Raw genomic sequence first — 6,635 nt, 5'->3', positions numbered from 1 at the left:
CTAAATATGCTCATATTACAATTGGAGAGTTACCAAGCTAAAAGAATAATGAACAATATTACTTGACTGTCTATGTAATTATGTTAGCAGGTATAGCTAGCATAGTTACGTATTGATCCGGTCAACTTTAACACAGGGAAATACGACCGAATAAAGTGGGGAACTTATGTTAACCAGTGTACAAAGAGATTTTATTTACAGATTACCCTAAAGCTCGCCTTCCTCGGTTTATTGCTTCATAAATATTACTAACTTGTAAAAGATAAGATAAATAGAAATGTAAATATATTCATTGCTACCCCCTCGTGAATTTGATGATAGGAAACTTGTTTATGAACATTTTTGTACCTTTGATCCTAGTAGTTGGCATATCGTCTACCGTCTATTTGTCTAACCTTTGCAATAGCTCTATTGAACATATCTACGCAGAGCAGTACAAGGCTTCACAAGTGCCTACTACTCCTTTGGCTCAAAGTCGGGACAACAACACCAATAACACTGTTCTTTCTGTACCAACTACCGTAGTAGCTGATATAAAACCTGATAGAGTTTCCCTTGCCTTTGGCGTAGAGACAACTAACAAAACTGCTGGCGAAGCTTTGAATAGAAATTCAGATTTAATGACAAAGATCCTAAGCGGATTATATTCTAATGGCGTGAGACAGAATGAAACTAGTACAAGTGCTTTTAGTATATCTCCAAACTATAATTATTCGCAAGGCAGAAACATGGTAACTGGATTCTCAGCAACAAACTCTATCCTAATCAGGAGCTCAAATATTAACAGCACTGCCAGATGGATTGACAACGCAATTTCCTCTGGAGCTACGAGTGTGGATGGCGTAGTATTTGAACTTTCGGGAAAGAAGCTAGACGGAATTAAGAATACCCTAATCAAACAAGCAATTAATAACGCTAAGAATTCGGCATACATAACAGCATCACTTTTGGGTATGAAAATGGTAGGAATAAAGTCATTGTATATTAATGACTTTGAAAACGCTGTCACCAATCCCCAACCATTCTTCAAAAGTTCGTTGGCAGCACCTGCTGGCACTAATACAACTCCAATCATATCTGGAGAACAAAGAGTATCTATGAGCCTAATGACTACCTGGTTGATGAAATAATAAAGGTCATTGTAAAGCATACTCATACCTAGGCTCAAAGTTTGGTCAATGCGTCAATTAAATGACTGACACTATTTACGTTTAATTGACTGATGAATCAGAATACGAAGAAATGAAGTCCGCTGCATATGACATGAATGAGGATGATAGTCAGGATTTAGGTTTAGAAGTATACGAATGTGATGGTTAGATAGAGTCTTACTACACAAGGACAGTCGGCGTGCCATATTTTTGTACTTTGATAGGTTAATAAGTTGTTTCAAACATCGCAACCGATACTCAGACAGCCTAGCAGTAGCACTGCTCCTTCTCCTCACACCGTCAAGGAACGACTGAATTCCTAGTGCCGGTGATGACCCATCGACTTTTTATGTAGGCCTGATCTAAAAATACTATATTTATGTTCTGTAGCAGTTCGCCGCATTGTGAGCTTATACCTTGGATTACGACTTAACATAATTGATATTTTGGTCGTCGCATACTAAAGGCAACAACTTGCACATACATTTGCATTCAATCCTTAAAACAATTGTAAAGAATAGAAAATGAAGACAGTTGCGGCATTCATAGGTGCTATGATGGCTATAATCATTATTTCCATATTCGTAAGCTTGTCATTAGGCGCTTTGCTAGCATTAATGACTATGGTACTATCGGCCATATATGTCACCAAGGGGACCGGAATTGAATTAAAGTCTAGGAGGGCTTGAGACAGTTGACTAGAATCAAATGATACATCTTCATCACCTGTTGCTTTAAGCAGTTTTTCCTTGTTGTTTATTCTATCATAATTTATCACTTTTTCAGATAACGATAAAATAAATACAATATAATGAATCAGTGCATCAATGATCTTTGAGCTGTTTTAATAATTCGGCTATTTTTTCGGCTAATTACTTTTGATCGTGTAAAAAACTGCAAACGAGTCAAACCTGTTGCAAACAGAAACATGAGCCAGTTCGTATCTTTTAATACATTATTTTCTCTAGCTCGAGCAAAATATACATGGTTTTTAAAGGCTAAAATATGTACGGATGCATTTTTAGATAGAATAGAATCGTACATACGAATCAACTATTTTTGACTTTCGTAAAATTTCATTATCTTATATTGTAGCTACCCATAAAGTTGAATTTCTTTATGTGATTGAATTAATTTCTGTGGCACTTAAATAGGTAGGTGATGAATACGGATGAAAAGGAAAAGGGGATGGCTGGGATAACTGAATTATCTACCAAACGAATAGACGCAAAATTCCGCATATTATCGAAGAAAAATGCCTGCGCCCTTATATGTTATTTAGTAGCAGGATATCCAAACATTCGGATGAGCGAAGTGCTTGTTGATGTTCTTGTAAAAGCGGGTGCAGATATTATTGAAATAGGCATCCCCTTCTCTGATCCTATAGCTGATGGCCCAACTATTCAAGGGGCATATAATGATGCGTTGAAGAACAAAGTCAACCCAACAAAGTGTCTTGCATTAGTAGCAAGATTACGTAAAAAGTATCCTGACCTGCCTATCATATTAATGACATATTCTAATATTGTTATAAGAGAAGGTGGAGTAAAAAGATTTGTTCAAAGATCCAAGGAAAGTGGAGTAGATGGTTTCATACTCCCAGATATGAATATAGATGAGGCACATTTGTACATAAAAGTAGCATCTGAGGCAGGCCTTGCTACAGTATTTCTTGCCTCTCCTAATACCAAAAAAATAAGGCTAAAGTCCATTATTTCTAAATCTAGTGGTTTTTTATATCTGATTACTGTCTTTGGTGTCACAGGCGCGCAAAAATCATTTCAAAACTTAACTGCCCATTCAATAAGAAGGGTTAAACGCTTGTCTGGGTCGAAAATTCCCGTTGTTGTAGGGTTTGGGATTAGCAAACCTGAACACGTCAGGTACATGATTAATGCAGGTGCAGATGGAGTAATAATAGCTAGTGCTATCTTAGACATTATCAAGTCAAATTTAAAAAGTCCAACGCTTGGTCTCAAAATAAAATCGTTCGTAGAGGGTATGAAGACAGCGTGTCAATCAAAGAATTTATGATTCATTAAAAATCGTGAATACGAGTCTCGTTCCTAATGCATTAATCGAAATATTACTATTCTTGGCTCTCGCGATTTCAATTACAAGCACAGTAATTGTAATGCGTGTTTTAGAAGAATTAGATGTGATAAAGACTGAGGCATCTACAATAATTTAGGAGTCGCAATAATCGAAGACATTATTATCATTTCTATGTTGGCAATCTTGCATTCGGTTGGGTCGACAGGGCAAGTATCATTGTTCCCTAACTTAATAGTATCTGTTGGGACCGTATTGGCTTTCATAGGGGTTTATTAATAATCGGCTCCAAGACAATTCTTAGATTCATTAATTACGTCGGGAGGACAAACCAGCACGATTTGCTAATAGTTGCCGTTATGGGTATAGCATTTGTCTATCATTTATTGCTAATCAGATCGGGGTGCCGGTTGCAACAGATGCATTTTTCGCGGGTGTTTTGGTAGCTGAATCTAAGGTTCATTCTGTAACTAGGCTTTTAGCTACACCATTAAAGGACATGTTTGCTGCAATATTCTTCGTGTCAGTAGGCGCTTTAATGGATTTCAGCGTCCTTCCAATGTTCAAGGCCCCCAGTTCTAATTTTGATTGTCATTTCAATATCAGCCAAATTACCTCTCGGGCCCAAAAGATTAGCATAGTGACTTCCCTTAGATCTGCTTTTTGTCTATCATCTTCAGGGGGTGATTTTGCATTGGTAGTTGCCAAGGGCACCGCCGATATTGGTGGTTCTACAAGTTCATTCCTATTGCCCATGATTGGGACAATCACGATAATTACAACATTTCTGACTCCATATATGGTAAAGTTTAGTTGGAGGCTAGCAGGTACTATTTCGAACTATTGTGAGAATAGAAAGAAGTTCAGTATTGTATAGAAACATCGATATTCAAGCTTGAAGCAATGTATATACCATTGTTAAACGCATAGTTGATTAATTCTACCAACTGTATTAGGAATCTCTCGGTCGTTGGTATATGTAGCTTGCTTTAGTATGGTTGAGTTCAGTTAACTCTAAAGTTGCCACATAGGATCATGTGTTCTATTGGCTTTCATTTGGCAATTGATTTAAGATAGAGATTGCACTTAGCAGTCAATGGATTATCGTATTGAGAATCTAGTGGAAGCGAATTATATGCAGATTGCCATTTTACACTTTGTGAATCGTGTTTTTGGAGCGCAACTATCTTCGAAACGATGCAAAATACAACAACCTTCAATTTTTGCCCTATCTGCTCAAATAGTAATATTTCACTAATTCCCCTTACAAATGATGAAAGTTATAAACTGTGTGTCGGATCCAAAGGTGGACTGGAGATAAAATTTTCGAGGACAATAAATATTGAATTTGAATTAATATGATTTGAATTAATTAGTTATTAGAGATCTTTCAATCTAAGTTATCTCACTAGCTTCGTTTGTCCCTATTGAAATATTCTTAGCTATCTATTTTGTAATTAGGGTTGTGTCTGCTGTTTCTACAACACTTGAAGAGCTGGCACAAACGGTATTTACAGCTTTAATGATAACTCCTATTTCTTTTAGATCTCTGACAATATCCATTATCTCATTTGCATTATCCCACAAAGAACTGGTTGTTTCAAGTATTGTTGTTCGTACCACCTCTTCAAACCTACCGGTTTTAAGTAATGTATGGAATAACTCCACTGTCAGATATATGAATAATCACGTATCCCTATATCGTTGTAATGATGACATTTTTATTCAGGAATGCATATAAAACAAATATCAATCTTTATTTCTTGAAATATTTTAGCTTCCAAATTGAAGAGATCATGAACAAGATATATCAATGAATGACTGGCTATGATGCTTGCTACATTCAGACATGTCTTCATATGTAAAACTTACCGTATATATAGAAACCAAATCCAATAACATGAGATAAAAGATGTTAAAATTTAAGTACGTTCATTTATATGGTAATCAGACAAACACGTTGGATCTAGTCAACATAGTAGTGCCAGAAGTACAAAAGTATTTTCCGAGCATCATTATAGATCTGAGACGTCCAGTTTTATCTAATATCAATGAGATAATTGCAGAAGCATTAGTTTCGATTAGAATATCTAATATTATGAAACCTTTTAGTAGACAATTAGAAAAAGAAGCATGCCACAGACCACGTCTTGAGGATCTAGTCTATGAAATAAGATTTCCTTGGACTCCAGCTTCTAGTAATACTTATCCTCATATTGGCACTTTCGAAGATGCATATTATAAGGAATTGATACTTTATGACGGATTTATGATGCAACGATTACTTAGGACGATGATCAACGAAAATGAAACGAATACTGATCATGTACATATAATATTTGAAGATAGACTGGTATGTACTTTTAGTGACGAAGACTGGCGCTATCATGCAAGAACAATTGTAAGTGGCGTACCTTCAATTATTTCCACTACTGGTGTAATTGAAGCCCCTGCGAGACCCAAAGAATGGTACATAAAACGCATGGAGCTAGCTGCGTGTGATTTACACGTAGACAATGAACGTGAATCTTCTAATGAGGAAAGGCTTGCTATGAATAAGTATCTTAAATATGGGGACAATCGAATAAACTTCATAGTGACTGGTTATGTCCTTCAAATATTATTTTTCTTTGTAACAGAAGGGGATCCTTTTTGTACTGATATCGGTTGCAGACTTTATAATGCACATTGGCAAGAAGAACTAATATACTCGCAATTAAAGACTGGAAACTTGTGTGATAAATGGTTTGTTGCAGCAATTTAATACTGCATCTATTGAGTATGATTAGAATGTTTTAGTTTGCTAGAATTGCAAATATTTGGATCAATAACAAGTTCGAGGGCCTGTGCGATCATTAGAGATTTTCTGCTAATCCATTTACGGCTATTCATTGGATCTTTATTGGGAATTCCATTAGCTTGAATCGTAATTCCACCTTATGCTTATATTCATAGCCGAGGTAAGTGACTTGTTACGGAGAACCGGCTGCAGTCATAATGATAATTATACAGATGCGTTCAGATTTGATGACATGTACAAATCAAACAGGTAACAACTTACCGTGTGTGATTATGTTAATAAATAGACTGACTTTGCATATTAAGATGCATAATTATGTACCGATTGCAAGAGCTATAAATTTTCTATAACGAACAGCGAGTATTTTTAGTTACATGAAAAGAAGATCCAAATTACAATTATTAACTCAAAGAGTAGTTGGTTGGCTGGTTGGTTAGTGGACAATTCTATCTGCATCTAACTTCACATAAAATTATAAAGCCTATATTCCTATATCAGATACTAATGACTCAGATCTCTTTAATCAGGCCCAGGAACAAATTCGCTAAAATCATTGAAATTATAGAACAAGAGAAACACAATTTTAGATTCCGGAGAGGTAATCTTGGTTGCGATAACTTTAGATGCACCAT

Annotated in this window: 6 protein-coding genes; 4 read left to right on the top strand and 2 right to left on the bottom strand. The window is 35.9% G+C overall.

Translation table 11 applies throughout. The features are described from left to right. The first annotated feature begins 332 nt into the window (after positions 1–332). Positions 333–1,130, top strand: a complete 798-nt coding sequence (locus DYY65_RS10215) for an SIMPL domain-containing protein (RefSeq protein WP_162477860.1) — start codon at positions 333–335, stop codon at positions 1,128–1,130. Positions 1,131–1,650: 520 nt separating this feature from the next. Here DYY65_RS10215 and DYY65_RS10210 read toward each other — a convergent pair. Then, positions 1,651–1,929, bottom strand: coding sequence for a hypothetical protein (locus tag DYY65_RS10210; RefSeq protein ID WP_162477859.1), 279 nt, complete (start codon positions 1,927–1,929; stop codon positions 1,651–1,653). A 383-nt stretch (positions 1,930–2,312) separates the two neighbouring features. Here DYY65_RS10210 and trpA point away from each other — a divergent pair, with 383 nt between their 5' ends. After that, the gene (gene trpA / locus DYY65_RS10205; RefSeq protein WP_162477858.1) at positions 2,313–3,185 is read left to right on the top strand and encodes a tryptophan synthase subunit alpha; all 873 of its coding nucleotides are present in this window, start codon (positions 2,313–2,315) and stop codon (positions 3,183–3,185) included. A gap of 421 nt (positions 3,186–3,606) precedes the next feature. Beyond that, a complete protein-coding gene (locus DYY65_RS10200; RefSeq protein ID WP_162477857.1) occupies positions 3,607–4,080 on the top strand; it encodes a hypothetical protein in 474 nt (157 codons plus the stop codon). Positions 4,081–4,649: 569 nt separating this feature from the next. Here the strand turns inward: DYY65_RS10200 and DYY65_RS10195 are convergent. Further along, on the bottom strand, positions 4,650–4,826 hold the full coding sequence (locus DYY65_RS10195) for a hypothetical protein (protein WP_236561788.1): 177 nt from the start codon (positions 4,824–4,826) through the stop codon (positions 4,650–4,652). 289 nt (positions 4,827–5,115) lie between these two features. Between DYY65_RS10195 and DYY65_RS10190 the strand changes: the two genes are divergently transcribed. Further along, positions 5,116–5,967, top strand: a complete 852-nt coding sequence (locus DYY65_RS10190; protein ID WP_162477855.1) for a DUF6775 family putative metallopeptidase — start codon at positions 5,116–5,118, stop codon at positions 5,965–5,967. The last annotated feature ends 668 nt before the right edge of the window (positions 5,968–6,635 follow it).

Source organism: Nitrososphaera sp. AFS, from assembly GCF_009898475.1.
Classification (GTDB): Archaea; Thermoproteota; Nitrososphaeria; order Nitrososphaerales; family Nitrososphaeraceae; genus Nitrosopolaris.
This window is presented reverse-complemented; position numbering and strand designations above follow the sequence as displayed.